The following is a 15486-nucleotide window of genomic DNA, read 5'->3' as shown; positions in this document are numbered from 1 at the left end:
CAATACCACGAAAGCAAACTTTTAGCTAACTAAAGAAAACATTAATTCCCCTTCACAAGCAAGTTGACCATCAACTTCGGCACGACCTTGCATCTTACCGAAACGACGTTGTTTTACCCATAACAGTTCCACCGTCATTACTAGTTGATCCCCCGGCACGACCTGGCGGCGAAAGCGGACTTTATCGATACCAGCGAAGACAAACAGCCCGCCTTCTACCGAAGACATTTGAGTTAGGACAATGCCCCCAACTTGTGCCATTGCTTCAACAATTAGTACCCCTGGCATCAGTGGACGTTCGGGGAAATGCCCTTGAAAATGGGGTTCATTGATAGTGACATTTTTAACCCCAACAGCTTTTTTACTTGGAACGTAGTCAATTATTTTGTCTACAAGTAAAAATGGGTAGCGGTGGGGTAGCAATTTCTGAATTTCTTCAGATGTAAAAGTTGTTTTAATCTCAGAAGTGATTGTAATCTCATTTATCGCCTGTGGTTCGATAGATGTTGGTGTAGTCGTATCGATGGTATTCACTTGGGTAAGGATTGACATTGGCCGTGTAATTGATTTTTTATCTGAAAGTTGAGTAGGTAGGCGTATATCCAAAGCTTAATAAGCTTAGATTTTAGGTTTTAGTTCTAATTCAAAATCTAAAATCCCAAATCTAAAATTTTTTGAGCCAGTTGAATGTGTAAATTATGACTGGCTTTATACGCTAAAAAATGAGCACGAGGAAAAGTCCCTAGTAAACTCAAATCTCCTACTAAATCCAAGATTTTATGACGGACTGGCTCATTTGCAAATCTCAACGGTGGATTTAGCCAGCCTTCTGGGCCACAAACGAGGGCATTATCTAAATTACCACCTTTAATTAACCCTGTTTTTTGTAAATGTTCAATTTGATGCAGTAACCCAAAAGTACGAGCAGGAGCAATTTCCGCAGCAAAGCTAGCAGAAGCTTTTCCTAGTTCAGGAGTTAGTGACCAGCTATACCATTGATTCCCAATTGCGGGTAGGTCAAAATCAATACCATAACTGAAGCGGGTTTCTGGTGCTGGGAGGGCACATACAAAGGCATCCCCTTGATAAACCCATATTGGTTCTGTAACAGCCTGAACTTGGTTGTCAACGGGTTGTGAGACTAAGCCAACTTGGGTAATATTGGTTGTCCACACACTTGCTGAACCATCTAAAAGTGGGACTTCTGGGCCATCAATTTCAATTCGGGCATTATCCACGCCCATACTCGAAAGTGCTGCCAACAAATGCTCTACCGTGCGAACATATATCTCACCCTTACCCAACTGAGTTGAGAGAACAGTGTGACTAACTGCCGCAACTTGGGCTGGAATTATCGGCAAATCCGGTAAATCCACCCGCACAAAGTAGCGTCCACTTCCCACCTCAGCTGGTAGTATCCGTACTTGGGTATTCACACCGCTATGCAATCCCACCCCTATTTGGGTGATTTGGGCTGCTAGAGTGTGCTGTCGCATAGCCGAAAAGTTAATATATTTCCTTTAGTATTGTTCATCGTCTGTTTTGGTAAAATCCCTGATATTCCCTGAAAAATCTCATTAATCCCTTTATCGGAACAGTATTGAGGTAAATGTAACAATTAGCAAGCTCATTAGGAAAGAGAATTGTCATTAGTCCTTTGTTATTCACTAATCACCAATGACTAATTAGAATCTTTCGCCAATACCGAAATTAATCCGGCTATCACCATCATCGTTGATACCGTAATCAATCCGAATTGGCCCCAGTGGAGACTGGACGCGAACGCCAAGACCGTAACCGTAGCCACTGCCATTTTTGTTCAACACTTCAGCGGCTCTAGTACTAGTTCCCAGGTCACTGCCGAGATCAAAAAATAGTGCGCCACTGACTACTGAAAAAACTGGAAACCGATACTCAAGTGATGCTTGCACATAAGAGCGTCCACTACCTAATGCTCCTTCTTCATAACCCCGGACGGAGTTGCTACCTCCAAGGGTAAAAGCTTCGTAGGGAGGCAAGTCACCAAGGATGGTTCCTGCTTGCAGGTTAAATGCTAAGGTTTGTGCCCCTTTGGTGAGGCGAATTAGCTTAATGGGTAAATATTGGCTGTAGCTACCCCGCAATCTAGTTAGGAAGATGTTGCCTAACCCTACAGGGACTGACTGATCGACTCCAAAGCGGAGATAAGAACCGCTAGTGGGTTGCAGGGGGTTATTACGGAGATCGCGCTGTGCTCCTACTTGAAACAGTAGTAAATCGTCTTGACCGCCGCTAGAGAGGGTCAATGGAATTTCATCACTGATGCGGTTTCCAGTATCATCATCAAATACCGCTCCTGTTTTTCTAAGATTGCCATCAGCATCACGGGCAGAAACTCGTTGATACTGTAAACCTGCTGAGGCAGTCCAGACAGAAGTTTTATAAGGATTGGGAGAGAGAGGACGGGTAAAGGTGACACCACCGCCTACACGGAGAATGCGGGGGCGATCCTGAGAACTTGTATCAGTGGGATTATCTGGAGTAAACGTCCTAATGTCTTCATCTTGACCATCGAAAATCAACGAAATAGAACTGCGGCGGAAAATATTGGTTGTGTAGGAAGTCCGGTAAGGATCTCCTGCGATCCAGGGGTCAGTATACCGGATGTCAAACAGCAGTTCCCGTTCTCCTACCTGTATTTCTGTCCCCAGTTTTTGGTTCCTACCGTTCAGGTTTTGCTGTTGATAACTTACTGTTCCAAAAAGTCCGCTAGCAGAACTAATCCCTGCCCCAGCCGCAATCGAACCACTGCTACGTTCAGCAACATTCACGACTACATCCACTTTGCTGGGGTCAGTACCAGGGTCAAGGGACACATTCACATCTTCAAACAGCCCTACCCCATACACGCGCTGTAGGTCTTTTTGGACTGTGTTGCGATTGAACACTTGTCCTGGCTTCAACTCCAATTCTCGTGTAATGATATAATCCTGTGTCCGTCCCCGAATCGGTTGTCCCTTCTCGTCTGTCTCTTGACCATCTTTATTGCGGAACCGAACTCTAATATTTTCTACTACACCTTCTGCTACTTGTAAGGTAACAACTCCATTTTCAGAGACTTGTGGCGCTCCAATCACGTTGGCTAGTACGTAACCTTGGTCTTGATACCGCTTGTTTAACTGCTTGATGCCTTCTTGCAACTCACGCAAGTTGAGGATTTTGCCATACTGCTCTCGAAATACTTCATCCACAGTATTTGCTGGTAGCACAGAAGCAACACCAGTTCCAGGATTGGCTTGCACTTCTACTTTATTGAGGATGGGGTTAGGTTGCACAACAAAGCTTACCCGCACTCCCAAGGGGGTATCTTCTGGCGCTGCTTGGACGTTAGAGAAGAAGCCAGTACCAAAAATGGCATTAATATCTTCTTGCAGTTGGCTGCGGGTAGTCGTCTGTCCTGGTTGGGTACGAATTACTCTGTAAACTTGGCTTTCCAGTTCTGGTGATAGTTGCCCAGCCTGGGTTCTAACTACTACTTCCGATACCAGTACGCGGGGGTCATTGGCTTCTGGGGCTGTGTTGGGTTGAGTATTGCCCGGAGTTGTCGGTGGATTAACATTCTGCGGACTGGGTGTAGCGCCTGGCAATGGAGTATTGCCCGGAGTTGTCGGTGGGTTAACATTCTGCGGACTAGGAGTAGCGCCTGGGAATGGAGTATTGCCCGGAGTTGTCGATGGATTAACATTCTGCGGACTGGGAGTAGCGCCTGGGAATGGAGTATTGCCCGGAGTTGTCGATGGATTAACATTCTGCGGACTGGGAGTAGCGCCTGGGAATAACGTAGGTGTTCTTTGTTGACTAGCTGGGGGGGGAATATCTGGAGTATTTGATGGTTCTGGAGTTGTGGGTAATAAAGGTTCTGTTGTCGGTGGATTTACATTTTCTGGAGCTGGAGTGGCCTGAGGAGTTGGGGAAGACGTTGGTTGTTGAATTTCTGGCGGTGGAATGTCTGGAGCCGGAGACGGCTGTTGAGTAGGACTGGGATTAGTTTCAGGGGTTTGTGCAGTTTTTGGCGTTGTGGAGGTTGGCACAATTACCTTTGGAGTCGCGCTTGCTGCTGGGTTGGCAGGGTAAATTGCGACGACGCGGGATTGGGGACGCTCTGCCTCTATAGTTTGTGTAGATTTAGGTTGAGATTCTAGACTTTTACTAGAGTTAACCTGACCAGTGTTCTTTTCTGAATGCTGATTTTTTTCTAGTGTGAAAACTTCTGTTGTTTGTTTGGGATTGTTGGCGGTTTCTGCATTCGCACTCAATGAGCCACCCAAAGGGGCTGCAATTGCTAATGCTGCCAGCAATACGGGAGATAAACGCATTTTACTTATATTCCTCTTCACGACCACACACACACCATCACAAGGCAATAATGCCCTCATGCCTAAAGTAAAACTCAAAAAATAATTTTTTTCTTTTGCTTTTTTACTTTACAAGGCAAAAGGCAAAAAGCAAAAGTTAAATATAATTCCTTCTGACCCTTTAGTTTTTACCTGGTTAATTTGTAGTTTCTACTGCTTTTAGCACTCTTTGTAAAACCTCCTGGTAGGCATCCTCTACATTTCCTAAGTCTCGGCGAAAGCGATCTTTGTCCATTACCCGTCGATTTGTGTCCTTTTCTGCCGTATCCCACAAACGGCAGGTATCGGGGCTAATTTCATCTGCTAAGAGCAACTGCTGTTGTAAGTCCAAACCAAACTCTAGTTTGAAGTCTACTAGGGTAATGCCACACCGCTGCCAAAAGTTATTGAGAAATTCATTGATTTGCAATGCTAGATGTGTAATTGCGTCTACTTGTTCCGCAGTCGCTAGTTCTAGTAGGTACAAGCGATCGCGTGTCAACAAAGGATCTCCTAATTGATCGTTTTTGTAATAAAATTCAACCAAAGGCTGTTTCAGAATTGTACCCACTGGTAATCCTGTTTGCTGAGACAGACTGCCAGCAGCAATGTTTCTGATCACTACTTCTAATGGTAAAATCTTTACAGCCCTCACCCGCATTTGATTCGGAGCAGGACTGTCAATAAAGTGAGTCTTTATACCATAAGTCTCCAACTGTTTAAAAAGTTGGCTGGAAATGCTACAATTAATTTTTCCTTTACCTTCGATGTTGCCACGCTTTTGGGCGTTAAACGCTGTGGCATCGTCTTTAAAATCAGCCAACAAGACTTCTGGATCGTCCGTTGTATAAAGAATTTTCGCTTTGCCTTCGTATAACTTAGAATTAACAGACATAGTGACAGGTAAAGTTTTAGGCGATGGACAAAAGTTGTCCTTTGAGGCTTCACCATTTTATCTTTAGTTATTAACTATTAGCCATTGATGACTATTTAAGAGGAAGCAAAGGCAGGATAAAATAATTAATAACCAATTTCCAGCCTAATTTCCTCCTCCCCATCGCTGCTTAATAACCAGTTACCAAAAATTTAAAGCTAAATCTCTAACTTTTAACAGAGGACAATTAGCTTTGATATATAATATTTTAATCTAAGTAGTTTTACTATCAAAAATTTAATTATTTTTAAAGGAAAAGTTACAAAGATATACTGCTATGTTTTAATAATTTGTACCTTAAGCTTTGGACTGAAGCTAATTACAATTTGAACTTCATAAATTAAGATGAGATAAATTAATAACCGGGAGGAAAGTCAAATAGTTTCTCTATTTACGAAAGTTGAAACTTGTTTGTAATATTTACAACATAAATAATTCAAGCTTTGTCCTCTAGTCGCAAAATCTAAATCAATCAAATCCTGCATCACCAATTGCAAAAGGAGTTGGATGATTTGATTTCCTCTAATTTGAGGAAAAAAAGATTAGGTTAGTTAGTGAGCTTCAGAAATCCAAATATAAGGTGAATTGAATAAATGGAGAAAAAAATAGTGAACAAGGATGATTTTCTCTACCCTCGCGGTCGCTACTACGGTCAGGTTAAGCCAGAAAACTTGGTTTTTAACGCAAATCTCCAGGAATTTGCTCAACGCGTAAGTTACATTTGCAACTTAGAAACAGCTGGAAAAGTTCCTCCGGGTGCAGCTTACGAACAAATAAAGGACATGTGGAAACAATTGAAACGCTCTAAAAAAGAGCTAGGAATTGGCGAAGATCCCTTTCAAAATGACCAGGGAGAGGCTGAAAGTTAAATAGGCAATGGGGAATGAGGTATTAGAAACTGACCAATGACAAGTGACAAATGACTACTTAGTAAGCATTGTCCAGACACCATCCCAAGACTCTGGTGGTGGAGTTTGTTGATAATTACGCGCCCGCTCTAGGTGGATATCAACAGCTTGGTATTGGGATTGGATGGATTTGGCGGACTCGAAACAAGCGATCGCTTGTGAAAAGTTGCGCGATAAATAAGCAGTGCGTCCAGTATGATAGTGAAATAAAAACTCTTGAGTGTTGGCATCTAAGGGAGTATTGCGATCGCCAATTAACTCGTAAATATTAACTGCCTGGTGTTTCCCTTTGACTCAGATTTTATCTAACTGGCGCACCCAAATGCGATCGCTGCACGATTGGTAAGTAAATTCACTTAAAAGAATATCACAACCGTAATCCTTAGTTACCGCTTCTAAGCGCGAACTTAAATTTACACCATCTCCAATGACGGTGTAATCTATCCGTTTACGAGAACCAATATTACCCGAAACCACATCTCCAGAACTAATCCCAATGCCAATACGAATTTGTGGCTGTGCGTGGATAATTTGTCGCTTTAAGGATTGGGGATTGGGAACTGAGGATTGGGGACTGGGGATTGGGTATTAAGAAAAGTTTTCTCCAGTTCCTAATCTCTAATCCCCAGTCCCCAATCCCTTATTTTGCCAACTGTTCAGAAAATATCACTTTTTGATAGTAATCTTGTAACTGCTTGGTGGCAGCTGCCCAACCCCAACTTTCTGCTTCTTGACGAGCATTTTGGCGAATGATATCTCGTTGTTGTTTTTGTTCTAAGAGGCGAACAGTGGCAGCTAACGCCCCTTGAACATCTGCTGTTGGCTCAAAAAGATATCCATTTACTCCATCTGTCACAATATCAGGAATTCCCCCAGAACGGGCTGCTACTACGGGACAGCCAGCAGCCATCGCTTCTAGTAGTACTAAACCTAGTGTTTCTGTACGGGAAGGAAACAAAAAGGCATCAGCACTGGCAAAGGCAGAACCTAACTCTTGCCCCCTGAGATACCCAACAAAATAAGTGTTTGTGCCAGCAAAGTGTTTTTGCAAAGCTTGACGGTGCGGCCCATCTCCAACCAATGCCAACCGCGCTTGGGGAATTGCTTCTAAAATTGGTTTGATACGCTCAATTTCTTTTTCAGCCGAAAGTCGCCCAACGTAAAGTAGCAATGGACTTTCTGGATGATTTTGTGATAGACGCGATCGCATCTCTACACTAGCTAAATCGGGGTGAAAGAATTCTGTATCCACCCCACGCTGCCATAAATCTACACGTTCAATACCGTGTGCTGTCAATTCCTCTATCATTGCTGTGGAGGTACACAGATTTAAAGCTGCTTGATTATGAGCGCCTTTTAGCAGTTCCCAGAGAAAACCTTCCAACATCCCCAAACCGTAATGCTGGAGATATTGGGGTAAATGGGTATGGTAAGACGCTACTAAAGGAATTTTGAGGATTTTGCTATAAAATATGCCAGACAAACCCAAAACGGCTGGATTCACGACATGAATAATATCAGGCTTAAACTCTTCTAAAACATAACCAATGGCTGGGCGGGGTAAAGCCATTTTCAATTCTGGATACAATGGCAGAGGAAAGCCAGTAACGCCATAAACTTTAGCGCCTTTGTGTTCAGTGATGCCTCCATCAGGGGCGATGACCAACACTTGATTACCAATGCGCTGGAGATGATCGACAGTATGGCGCAGGCGCGTTACAATGCCGTCAACCTTGGGTAAAAAGGTTTCGGTAAATAGGGCAATTCTCATAAAAAACTATTCAGTCCAGGCAGATAATCTCAGCTTTGCTTGCATTTCGGTATCAAACACACAATAGACTCTCTCGCGTGGTGTAATCAACTCTGCACAGTCAGACTTAATGTTTTGCCGCTGTTTTTGTACAAAGTCTGAGATATCCTCAATGTTTAAAATCCAATCTTTGGCGTAAGTAGCTAGCACTTGACCACGTAACCCTAATTGAATAGCGCGTCGTTCTAATTTTTTGCCAGTTGGGTGATGGTCTGGGTCCCATTGTAGGCAGACTTGTGATTGCTTCAATGCTCTTTGCCATGCACTTTTCTCGGCATAAAGTTCTGGAACGTAGCTGGAATGAACAGCCGCCGCTAAAATTTGATCGAAAGCCGAACGCTTAATCCAAATAGCTAACACTACCTCTTGCCCAGTTTTTGTACCCCATCCAGAACGGTACATCATCCAGAGGAAATTAGGTTTGATCCAACTCATACGGTCAAAACTAAACTCACCACCAAAATAACCGTAGGTAGCGGCGAAGTCACCAATAGCAGCACGATACGCCTGATAAACAATAATTGAATGGTCGTCATATTGTGCTAAAATATGACGACCATTATTTGGCCAATTACTGACTTGAGTTAAATAAGGTTCTGTTATCAGCCGCACGCAGAGTCTACCCTAATTTCTGTGCCAAGATACTTTGGGCATAATTTGTTTGTGATCGACTCGCTTTTGATACTTAATGGCAAAGTTTAACAGAGAATCGAGTAAAGAATCAGAGAGTAAGTGAGGCTGTAAACCTAAATCAAGCAATTTAGTGTTTTTAGCGTTGAAGTAATGTTCTTCTTTTTCGACTCTGGGATTATCTAGGTGATTGATTTCTACATTCAATCCCATAGCATTACCAGCTTTTTTCACCATCAATGCCAAGTCACCGACGCTGAATTGTTCGGTAAATTGGTTAAATACGCGGAATTCGCCTGACTGTGCAGGATTAGCGATCGCTAATTCCACACATCTTACTGTATCCCGAATATCCAAAAACCCCCGAGTTTGTCCACCTTTACCATAAACAGTTAAGGGGTGTCCAATTGCTGCTTGAATACAAAAGCGGTTCAATGCTGTACCAAACACACCATCATAATCGAGTCGATTAATCAATAGTTCGTCCATCCCCGTTTCTTCGGTTAAGACGCCATAAACTATACCCTGATTTAAATCTGTTGCCCGCAATCCCCAAATCCGGCAGGCAAAGTGGATGTTATGACTATCATGGACTTTGCTTAAGTGGTACATCGAACCGGGTTGTTTGGGATAAGGTAGGGTATCCTTGCGTCCATTGTGTTCAATGGTAAGATACCCTTCTTCGATGTCGATGTTGGGTGTACCATATTCACCCATCGTTCCCAGCTTCACCAAATGACAGTCGGGGAAATCTTCCCGCATGGCGTACAGCAAGTTCAACGTCCCAACTACATTATTGACTTGGGTAACAACTGCGTGTTCGCGGTCAATCATGGAAAATGGAGCCGAACGCTGTTCGCCAAAATGCACTAAGGCATTTGGCTGAAATTGATGTAATGTTTTTTGGAGAAATTCGTAATTCGTAATATCGCCGATGAACAAGTCGATAGATTTACCTGTCAAATCTTGCCAGCGCTGGAGACGTTGTTGAATTAGTGCGATCGGAGTGAGAGTTTCGACACCAAGTTCATTATCCCAGTGCCGCCGCACCAAACTATCTAAAATTCCAACTTCATAACCTCGATTGGAAAGGTAAAGAGCAGTTGCCCAACCGCAATATCCATCACCACCAATAACCAGGACTTTCATCTTCACCAGTTTTTACTCGCTGATAGCTAAATCTATCAGGTTTCTGTACCTTCTTAATCATTATTCTGGGGGAGATGTAGATTTTGGGGGATAAAGAAAATAACCATACCTATGCCCTATGCTTCATATTTCAAGACATTGAAATCCGATACTGCTGGGCTATGTAATAAAACAAACGATAGTAATCTGGAAATTCTTGGCTCTTGCTTCGTCCCTGCAAATAGTATTTCACTTGACTATGAGTTAGTGTCAGTGTCATCGAACCTACTTGTTGATCGACTTTTACAACCATTACCCCTGGTACTCCTTGGGCGGTTTTAAAATTGGGTTTTATCTTTTTATCGGATTCGTCTGTAACAATTGAATTTGGTAACTGCTGGCTTGCCCAGCCCCGAATTTCCACTGAGTTCTTTTGTGGTGAAATAAACGCAATTCCATCACCATTTTCTGAGGCTGCTAAAGAAATCCAGTTACTCGGATATGGAAATTCAAAGCCATAACGGGAGTTGCTATAAGTTTTCCAGGCGATCGCTTGGGCGTTAAAATCACTTGCAGTACAACTCCACAAAATTACTAATAGGGCAATGACTCCGCTAACGCTGGCGGCAAACCGATAAATTCTTCGCCCCAAACTACAGATTTTATTAGCAGTAGCCATTTACATCACACATTTTGCCAAAGTTACTGATTTTATAGAAATATCAGAAACTCCGATATTGCACCATTCTCAATCAGCCAACTAATAGTCTGCCACATCAATCTTAAGAGGTTCAGAGTGAGGGATTTATCTCTCAAATACATGGGTTAGAGCCACTAATGATGAACTATAACCCATCAAATATTATGACAAGCAAACCCAAAATATAAATAAATGTAACGAAACTAGCGTTAAAACGTTTTACTGTCTTGACAACCAATAAAAGAACCGATAACTTGATATACATACCCGGGTAAGACCGTTAAAGAGTTATATGCAAACGCAAACTAAGCAAAAGGTCACTTTGTATTTATCGTCAGAGTTGCACAGGAAACTAAAAATTCGTTCAGCAGTTGATTCCGAGCCAATGTCAGAACTTGCCGAACGTGCCCTTGGTTTTTACCTATCCAATCAAGAATTGGTTGATGAGTTAGAAGATTCTTCTTATGGGCGGACTCATAGAGTTTATTCATGCCCAACTTGTGATAGTTCGCTAGTCTTACGCGATGGGGAACTGGTTGCTTTAGGCAATCAACCAGGAGTAGTTGGTCAAGAGCGTCTTTCTCTTGGTGAGATGGATGAAGATGAAACCAATCCCAAGGGTGAGGAAGAATTAGTTCCTTGCTAAATAAATATTCATGATTCGGTTGTCTTTACCAGAAGCAATGTCTCTACTGTCTCTATAAGGTCTCAAGTAGGTCGAAGTATGAACGAAGAGCTCAAGATCCTAATTCAAGCTCAATACCCTTTAATCTACCTTGTTACCTCCGAGGAAGAGCGGGCCGAGCAAGCAATTACCACAATCGCCCAGTCGTTAAAGCCCCAGCGCCGAGTGTTTATTTGGACAGTAACACACGGAATTGTTGAGTATGGTCAACCCCGGAATGTTACTCAACATAATACCGTGTCTCCAGAAGCAGCGATTGAGTGGATCATCCGGCAGAAAGAACCAAGTATATTTATTCTTAAAGATTTACATCCCTTTATAGATGCGCCTGCAACTAACAGATCGTTACGTGATGCGATCGCTAGTTTCAAAGGTATGCAAAAGAACATCGTTCTGATGTCTCCGATGCAGCAAGTACCTATAGAACTGGAAAAGGAAGTTGTTGTTCTCGACTTTACATTGCCAGATATGGCTGAGTTGAATAAAGTCTTAACTCACCATATAGAGCAAAATCGTGGTCGGCGACTGACAACAGAAGCCAGAGAAAAACTTCTAAGAGCTGCTTTAGGTCTAACTAAAGATGAAGCTGAGAAAGTCTACCGTAAGGCACAGGTAACTAAAGAGCGTTTAACAGAAGATGAAGTAGACATAGTTTTATCTGAGAAAAAGCAACTAATTAGGCGCAATGGCATCTTAGAATACATTGAAGAAGATGAAACCATTGATGCTGTAGGTGGCTTAGAAGAGTTAAAAAGATGGCTCAAGCAACGCTCTAACGCTTTCACAGAAAGAGCCAGAGAGTATGGTTTGCCTCAGCCAAAGGGGATGTTAATTCTAGGAGTTCCCGGTTGTGGTAAGTCATTAATTGCTAAAACTACTTCTCGCCTCTGGGGTTTACCATTGTTGCGGTTGGATATGGGGCGAGTCTACGACGGCTCGATGGTGGGACGAAGCGAAGCAAATCTGCGGAACGCCCTGAAAACAGCAGAATCTATTTCCCCAGCGATTTTGTTTATCGATGAATTAGATAAATCCTTTGCTGGTAGTGGAGGTTCCTCTGATTCTGATGGGGGGACTTCAAGTAGAATCTTCGGCTCTTTCCTCACCTGGATGCAAGATAAGAAATCACCAGTGTTTGTGATGGCAACAGCCAATAGAGTAGAACGCTTACCTGGCGAGTTTCTGAGGAAAGGACGCTTTGATGAAATTTTCTTTGTCGATCTGCCAACACCGGAAGAACGGCAACACATTTTCAATATTCATCTGACCAAGCGCCGTGAAGACATCTCTCGATTTGATCTTGAGCAACTAGCTAAGATGTCTGATGGCTTTTCTGGAGCAGAAGTTGAACAAGCGATCGTTGCGGCAATGTATGAAGCTTTTGCCCAAGATCGGGAGTTCACCCAACTAGATATTATTGCTGCACTGAAGGCAACATTGCCGCTGTCTCGAACGATGCAAGAACAAGTAACGGCCTTAAGAGATTGGGCCAGACAGCGCGCACGCCCCGCAGCATCCTCCGTAGCTGAATATCAGCGAATGGAGTTTTAAAAGCTTTCCTCTGCCATCCCAGGGGGAAAGGCTAGCAGAAAATGCTAGCAGTTATAACAAAAGCCGCATCCTGTTAAGCGCGGCTTCGCCCAAAACAAACCGTTGTCGTTTTTCTCAATCTTCTCATTGGAGGAAACCCAAATGTCTCACTTTAGCACCCTGCGTACCAAAATCACCGATGCCGAAATCCTCAAGGCTTCCTTGCGCGACCTCGGTATCAGCGTAAAGACTGAAGCTGATGTCCGTGGTTATAACGGTCAGCGTGTCCGTTCTGACATCGTTGCTGTGTTAGAAGGCGAATATGACCTCGGCTGGTCTCGCAATGGCGATGGTTCTTTTGACCTAATCGCTGACCTGTGGGGCGTTGCTAAGAAGCACAACCAAACCGAGTTGATCAACTCAATCAACCAAAAGTATGCCGTTAACAAAACTTTGGCTGAAGTGAAACAACGCGGTCTGCAAAACGCCAATGTGAAGTTGGTATTGCAATAACAATTTCTCTGCGCGTTCCCAAAGCTGCACGGGTTAACCATATAAATAGCGGTTAACCCGCTTTTTTATCGGGACTGAGATGTATTTCTCAGTCCCGATTTTGTTTATGATTCATTTTGTCTAAAACGGAGAATCACTCCCTTCTTACCTTGAAGATAAATTGATTTTAGTACGGGTGTGTAATTGAGAGGTGGCTTGTAGTAACTTATAGACTGCTTTTCCAACCTCATTAGAACCTCTCTCAAATTTGAGATTTTAGTTGATACATCCTCTGCTAAAACACGATAATATATGACAGCATTTTGAATTTTGTCAAACTGTACTTGGCGATGATGGGTTAAGTGCCGCTTTTTCAAGTTATGTGCAAGACCGATATACATAACTGGGCAATCATGATTACCCACATAATAAATTCCAGGTGCTGATGGCAGTTCTCTCCGATGAATGTAGGATAAAACTGGCATATCCCTATAATTTAGATTTAACTTCATAATTTTTATTTCTGTCTAGTGATCAAAAGTTACTCACTAAGTTATTTTTCCCAAACAGTAGGACTAAAACCTTGAAAATTTTGAATTTATTTCTCATTAAACTTGACTTACAGCTATTTTCAGGTAAATAGCTGTAAATCCAAAAAAACTAGAAAGCGACGGTTTTCTGCTCAATGTCCTAAATTACATTCTTCAGTTTTTGTTATCCTGAAACACATAATTACTAATTGCAAGTGATAATAGAGAGGAGTATTTACAAAAGCTATGAGTACTCAAATTATCATTACCCTCCCAGACGATATTTACCAACGCGCAGAACGCTTTGCACGGTTGGCGAATCGTGATGTTGCCAGCATTTTAGTAGATACCATTCAACTTTCAATTCCGCCCGTCAGTGGGGACATTAGCGATATCGAGCCTGTCTCTGTGCTTTCTGATGAACAAGTTCTGGTGCTGACCGAACTACAAATGCAACCAGAACAGGATGCCCGGTTAAGCGAACTGCTTGATCGCCAACAATCAGGTACTCTTACTGAAGGCGATCGCTCAGAGTTACAAACTTTGATGCAGGTTTATCAAGAAAGACTTTTAAGAAAAGCCACTGCGTTAAGCGAAGCTGTCAAACGTGGATTGGTTGACCCCTTAAGCTAGTGAGCCAGATTCCTGAACAAGTCCGGGCGCAGATACGGATACAGGCGAATGATCAGTGTGGTTATTGCCTCAGTCTCCAAAAGTATGTTCTAGGAATTTTAGAAATTGAGCATATCATTCCCAAAGCAGCAGGCGGTACTGATGATGAGGAGAATCTATGGCTTGCCTGTAGGTTATGCAATCTCTACAAAGGTATTCAGACCCATGCCAGAGATCCAGTAACAAACCGTAAAATTAAACTATTCAATCCTCGTCAACAAAAATGGTCACGTCATTTCACTTGGGTAAACAACGGTATCCAGATTACAGGTTTGACTGTCTGTGGTCGTGCAACTGTATTAGCTTTGCAACTGAATAATCCTTATGCTGTAACTGTCAGGCAAGCTTGGGTGTCTGCTGGCTGGCATCCACCAACTGAAGTTTGAGCAAAATTAGAGGCAAAGTAAACGTTATCCTACTTTTTTATGACTTCAAACTTTCACGCCACGTAAAAATAATTTGCTCCTCAGCTTGCCTAAATTCAATATTAAATTTATCAAATACAACTTCTCGCCCTAAAAGCAATTGTTCTCCGCCTGTATTGGTTTGTAACCATGCTACAGGAGTAATCAAATTGTGTTCATCAATTGTCATTTCGACATTGCGTAAAACGTACTCAACTCTGCCACCTATCGTTTCTGCCAACAAAGTTGATTCTGAATCAGCTAAAGTATAGCCTAAATCTTGACCAACTTTTAATGAAATTAAACTTAATTCAGCACCATAATCTACTAACATTGTTGTACGAGATTCTATATCTCCGTGCTTTAAAATAACACTATAATTTGGTTGCCAATCATGTCGAGCCACGGTGCGGAAGCGAATTCGTAAAATTTATTTCTATAGAAGCAGTCTGACGAGGAACTAGGTAAATTAAAAAAGGCTGTTTTGCAGCATTAGCTAATGCTAAAACTTCGCGTAAGTTTTCGCTGTGAGCAATTATTCCATTTGCATTGTAAGCGATATATTGATTTTTATATAAATCTAATAACATCTGGCGGTTACGATTTAACCACTTGAACATTTCATCTGTTTCTCTTTTAGAGGGAGTTGTATTCATATATTTAATTTTGTCTGTGGATGTAGAATATCTC

At 42.4% G+C, this 15486-nt stretch carries 17 protein-coding genes and 1 pseudogene; 6 read left to right on the top strand and 12 right to left on the bottom strand.

The features are described 5' to 3' along the window. Positions 1–21 precede the first annotated feature (21 nt). The 4 genes from fabZ to purC all read right to left on the bottom strand — a co-directional run bounded on the left by fabZ (position 22) and on the right by purC (position 5268). A complete protein-coding gene (gene fabZ, locus V7K79_RS25935) occupies positions 22–552 on the bottom strand; it encodes a 3-hydroxyacyl-ACP dehydratase FabZ (RefSeq protein WP_335051777.1) in 531 nt (176 codons plus the stop codon). 98 nt (positions 553–650) lie between these two features. Beyond that, positions 651–1496, bottom strand: a complete 846-nt coding sequence (gene lpxC / locus V7K79_RS25930; RefSeq protein ID WP_335051775.1) for a UDP-3-O-acyl-N-acetylglucosamine deacetylase — start codon at positions 1494–1496, stop codon at positions 651–653. A gap of 189 nt (positions 1497–1685) precedes the next feature. Next, positions 1686–4355 (bottom strand): BamA/TamA family outer membrane protein, encoded by a 2670-nt coding sequence (locus tag V7K79_RS25925; protein WP_335051773.1) that lies wholly within the window; start codon positions 4353–4355, stop codon positions 1686–1688. A gap of 175 nt (positions 4356–4530) precedes the next feature. Then, positions 4531–5268: a phosphoribosylaminoimidazolesuccinocarboxamide synthase gene (gene purC / locus V7K79_RS25920; protein ID WP_335051770.1), complete on the bottom strand. Its 738-nt coding sequence runs from the start codon at positions 5266–5268 to the stop codon at positions 4531–4533. Between the two features lie 632 nt (positions 5269–5900). On the opposite strand from purC, the gene V7K79_RS25915 reads away from it, so the two are divergent. After that, positions 5901–6176: a DUF7219 family protein gene (locus V7K79_RS25915; RefSeq protein ID WP_335051768.1), complete on the top strand. Its 276-nt coding sequence runs from the start codon at positions 5901–5903 to the stop codon at positions 6174–6176. Positions 6177–6230: 54 nt separating this feature from the next. Here V7K79_RS25915 and V7K79_RS25910 read toward each other — a convergent pair. The 5 genes and pseudogenes from V7K79_RS25910 to V7K79_RS25890 form a co-directional block, all read right to left on the bottom strand. Further along, positions 6231–6752, bottom strand: a pseudogene (locus V7K79_RS25910) (adenylate/guanylate cyclase domain-containing protein); the annotation flags it as partial. Positions 6753–6855: 103 nt separating this feature from the next. After that, positions 6856–7986 (bottom strand): glycosyltransferase family 4 protein, encoded by a 1131-nt coding sequence (locus V7K79_RS25905; protein WP_335051767.1) that lies wholly within the window; start codon positions 7984–7986, stop codon positions 6856–6858. Between the two features lie 6 nt (positions 7987–7992). Then, on the bottom strand, positions 7993–8637 hold the full coding sequence (locus V7K79_RS25900; protein WP_335051765.1) for a DUF4291 domain-containing protein: 645 nt from the start codon (positions 8635–8637) through the stop codon (positions 7993–7995). Between the two features lie 12 nt (positions 8638–8649). Next, positions 8650–9804 (bottom strand): NAD-dependent epimerase/dehydratase family protein, encoded by a 1155-nt coding sequence (locus V7K79_RS25895; RefSeq protein WP_335051849.1) that lies wholly within the window; start codon positions 9802–9804, stop codon positions 8650–8652. Positions 9805–9934: 130 nt separating this feature from the next. Next, positions 9935–10462 (bottom strand): hypothetical protein, encoded by a 528-nt coding sequence (locus V7K79_RS25890; protein ID WP_335051763.1) that lies wholly within the window; start codon positions 10460–10462, stop codon positions 9935–9937. Positions 10463–10775: 313 nt separating this feature from the next. Between V7K79_RS25890 and V7K79_RS25885 the strand changes: the two genes are divergently transcribed. From V7K79_RS25885 to V7K79_RS25875, 3 genes are all read left to right on the top strand, one after another. Continuing rightward, complete coding sequence (locus V7K79_RS25885) at positions 10776–11129, top strand: hypothetical protein (protein WP_335051761.1); 354 nt, start codon at positions 10776–10778, stop codon at positions 11127–11129. 78 nt (positions 11130–11207) lie between these two features. After that, a complete protein-coding gene (gene ycf46 / locus V7K79_RS25880; protein ID WP_335051759.1) occupies positions 11208–12719 on the top strand; it encodes a stress-responsive protein Ycf46 in 1512 nt (503 codons plus the stop codon). A 141-nt stretch (positions 12720–12860) separates the two neighbouring features. Further along, complete coding sequence (locus V7K79_RS25875; RefSeq protein ID WP_094350625.1) at positions 12861–13211, top strand: DUF1257 domain-containing protein; 351 nt, start codon at positions 12861–12863, stop codon at positions 13209–13211. Positions 13212–13315: 104 nt separating this feature from the next. Here the strand turns inward: V7K79_RS25875 and V7K79_RS25870 are convergent, their stop codons facing one another. Beyond that, on the bottom strand, positions 13316–13702 hold the full coding sequence (locus tag V7K79_RS25870) for a hypothetical protein (protein WP_335051757.1): 387 nt from the start codon (positions 13700–13702) through the stop codon (positions 13316–13318). Between the two features lie 264 nt (positions 13703–13966). On the opposite strand from V7K79_RS25870, the gene V7K79_RS25865 reads away from it, so the two are divergent. Next, positions 13967–14353 carry a hypothetical protein gene (locus tag V7K79_RS25865; protein WP_335051755.1) on the top strand — a complete coding sequence of 129 codons (387 nt, stop codon included), beginning with the start codon at positions 13967–13969 and terminating at the stop codon, positions 14351–14353. Then, complete coding sequence (locus tag V7K79_RS25860) at positions 14353–14778, top strand: HNH endonuclease (protein WP_335051753.1); 426 nt, start codon at positions 14353–14355, stop codon at positions 14776–14778. Before V7K79_RS25865 ends, V7K79_RS25860 begins: the two co-directional genes overlap by 1 nt. A 37-nt stretch (positions 14779–14815) precedes the next feature. Here the strand turns inward: V7K79_RS25860 and V7K79_RS25855 are convergent, their stop codons facing one another. Together V7K79_RS25855 and V7K79_RS25850 are read right to left on the bottom strand one after the other, a co-directional pair. Next, positions 14816–15202 (bottom strand): retropepsin-like aspartic protease, encoded by a 387-nt coding sequence (locus V7K79_RS25855; protein WP_335051751.1) that lies wholly within the window; start codon positions 15200–15202, stop codon positions 14816–14818. After that, positions 15189–15452: a DUF5678 domain-containing protein gene (locus V7K79_RS25850; RefSeq protein WP_335051749.1), complete on the bottom strand. Its 264-nt coding sequence runs from the start codon at positions 15450–15452 to the stop codon at positions 15189–15191. The genes V7K79_RS25855 and V7K79_RS25850 overlap by 14 nt, the downstream gene beginning before the upstream one ends. Between the last annotated feature and the right edge of the window lie 34 nt (positions 15453–15486).

The sequence above is a fragment of the Nostoc sp. genome, from assembly GCF_036917575.1.
In the GTDB taxonomy this organism is placed as follows: domain Bacteria; phylum Cyanobacteriota; class Cyanobacteriia; order Cyanobacteriales; family Nostocaceae; genus Nostoc.
This window is presented reverse-complemented; position numbering and strand designations above follow the sequence as displayed.

What these genes read in the sequence shown, in the direction of transcription:
- fabZ (WP_335051777.1), bottom strand. Translation starts at nt 552, where the DNA reads ATGTCAATCCTTACCCAAGTGAATACCATCGATACGACTACACCAACA.
- lpxC (WP_335051775.1), bottom strand. Translation starts at nt 1,496, where the DNA reads ATGCGACAGCACACTCTAGCAGCCCAAATCACCCAAATAGGGGTGGGA.
- V7K79_RS25925 (WP_335051773.1), bottom strand. Translation starts at nt 4,355, where the DNA reads ATGCGTTTATCTCCCGTATTGCTGGCAGCATTAGCAATTGCAGCCCCT.
- purC (WP_335051770.1), bottom strand. Translation starts at nt 5,268, where the DNA reads ATGTCTGTTAATTCTAAGTTATACGAAGGCAAAGCGAAAATTCTTTAT.
- V7K79_RS25915 (WP_335051768.1), top strand. Translation starts at nt 5,901, where the DNA reads ATGGAGAAAAAAATAGTGAACAAGGATGATTTTCTCTACCCTCGCGGT.
- V7K79_RS25905 (WP_335051767.1), bottom strand. Translation starts at nt 7,986, where the DNA reads ATGAGAATTGCCCTATTTACCGAAACCTTTTTACCCAAGGTTGACGGC.
- V7K79_RS25895 (WP_335051849.1), bottom strand. Translation starts at nt 9,804, where the DNA reads ATGAAAGTCCTGGTTATTGGTGGTGATGGATATTGCGGTTGGGCAACT.
- V7K79_RS25890 (WP_335051763.1), bottom strand. Translation starts at nt 10,462, where the DNA reads ATGGCTACTGCTAATAAAATCTGTAGTTTGGGGCGAAGAATTTATCGG.
- V7K79_RS25885 (WP_335051761.1), top strand. Translation starts at nt 10,776, where the DNA reads ATGCAAACGCAAACTAAGCAAAAGGTCACTTTGTATTTATCGTCAGAG.
- ycf46 (WP_335051759.1), top strand. Translation starts at nt 11,208, where the DNA reads ATGAACGAAGAGCTCAAGATCCTAATTCAAGCTCAATACCCTTTAATC.
- V7K79_RS25875 (WP_094350625.1), top strand. Translation starts at nt 12,861, where the DNA reads ATGTCTCACTTTAGCACCCTGCGTACCAAAATCACCGATGCCGAAATC.
- V7K79_RS25870 (WP_335051757.1), bottom strand. Translation starts at nt 13,702, where the DNA reads ATGAAGTTAAATCTAAATTATAGGGATATGCCAGTTTTATCCTACATT.
- V7K79_RS25865 (WP_335051755.1), top strand. Translation starts at nt 13,967, where the DNA reads ATGAGTACTCAAATTATCATTACCCTCCCAGACGATATTTACCAACGC.
- V7K79_RS25850 (WP_335051749.1), bottom strand. Translation starts at nt 15,452, where the DNA reads ATGAATACAACTCCCTCTAAAAGAGAAACAGATGAAATGTTCAAGTGG.